2 protein-coding genes are annotated in these 1,030 nt (G+C 64.2%); both read left to right on the top strand.

All coding sequences use genetic code 11. The features are described from left to right. The first annotated feature begins 131 nt into the window (after nucleotides 1-131). Complete coding sequence (locus tag AC1DYX_RS31470; RefSeq protein ID WP_477266177.1) at nucleotides 132-635, top strand: hypothetical protein; 504 nt, start codon at nucleotides 132-134, stop codon at nucleotides 633-635. Nucleotides 636-705: 70 nt separating this feature from the next. Then, nucleotides 706-963 (top strand): DUF3658 domain-containing protein, encoded by a 258-nt coding sequence (locus AC1DYX_RS31475; protein WP_477266179.1) that lies wholly within the window; start codon nucleotides 706-708, stop codon nucleotides 961-963. Nucleotides 964-1,030 lie beyond the last annotated feature (67 nt).

Consider the following 1,030-nt stretch of genomic DNA (forward strand, 5'->3'; position numbering starts at 1 on the left):
CCGAGATCTACACTTCGCCTCTCGTCGGCAGCGTCAGATGTGTATAAGAGMCAGGGTCGACGGTCGACTTCGACGCCGCGCGCCGGCGCGCCGCCGCGGGCGATGCGGAGACTCCCCCGCGCCTGGCGGACATGGAAGCGGCCCGGCGCGCCAGCTCGTCCGCCTTCGTCGACGGGCTGCGCGCCGATGCCCAGGACTGCCTCGACGCGCTCGCGCAGCTGGAACGGGTGGCGGACGAACGCCTCGGCCAGGACAGCCCGGGCTTTGCGCAGGCACGCGATGCGGTGCAGACGCTGCTGCACGGGTTGCCGGCGCCGGCGGCCGTGCCGCAGGTGTCTGTGGCCGAAGCGCCGTCTCTCGACGTCGCGGCGGCGGTTACCGTCATCGCCGCCGCGCCGCAGCCGCAAGCCGCGGCCAGCGGCCCGATCCGCTCGCGCGCGGACGCGATCGCGCAGCTGCGCCTGATCGCGCAATACTTCCGCGAGACGGAGCCGCACAGCCCCGTCTCGTATTTCGCGGAGAAAGCGGCGAGCGCCGGGGAGCAGGACCTGCATACGTGGCTGCGGTCGGTCATCAAGGACCAGGGGGCGCTGGCGCACCTCGAGGAGATGCTGGGGGTGCCGCCGGCGGCGTGACCATTTTGATAGGGGAGCATGCATGACTGCGGATGGGGATGATTTGCATAGGGTCCTAGATAACAAGGACATGAAAGCAATAGCAGCGTTGACGACTGCAGATGTTGATGCAATCGACGAGGCAATCTTGTCGACGTTGAGCAGTTACCGGAAGAAGACTGCCTTGGTAATCGCAACCGCCATGTACGCGTATCCCGATCGATATACTGATATTCCTGATGTCTTTTACGGGCAGAGAGTCATGGCCCTTGCACAGAAGGGATTATTGGACGCCAGTGGCGATTTACGGAAGTGGCGATCCAGCGAAGTTCGTTCAGTGAACGTTTGAGACGATGTGGATGCAAAGTCAGTTAAGCGTGCCTTCATTGCTGACGGCGCGATCAGACAACTAGTCC

Source organism: Massilia sp. P2_C2, from assembly GCF_056404615.1.

Coding starts and splice junctions, on each gene's coding strand:
- AC1DYX_RS31470 (WP_477266177.1), top strand. CDS start 132: ATGGAAGCGGCCCGGCGCGCCAGCTCGTCCGCCTTCGTCGACGGGCTG.
- AC1DYX_RS31475 (WP_477266179.1), top strand. CDS start 706: ATGAAAGCAATAGCAGCGTTGACGACTGCAGATGTTGATGCAATCGAC.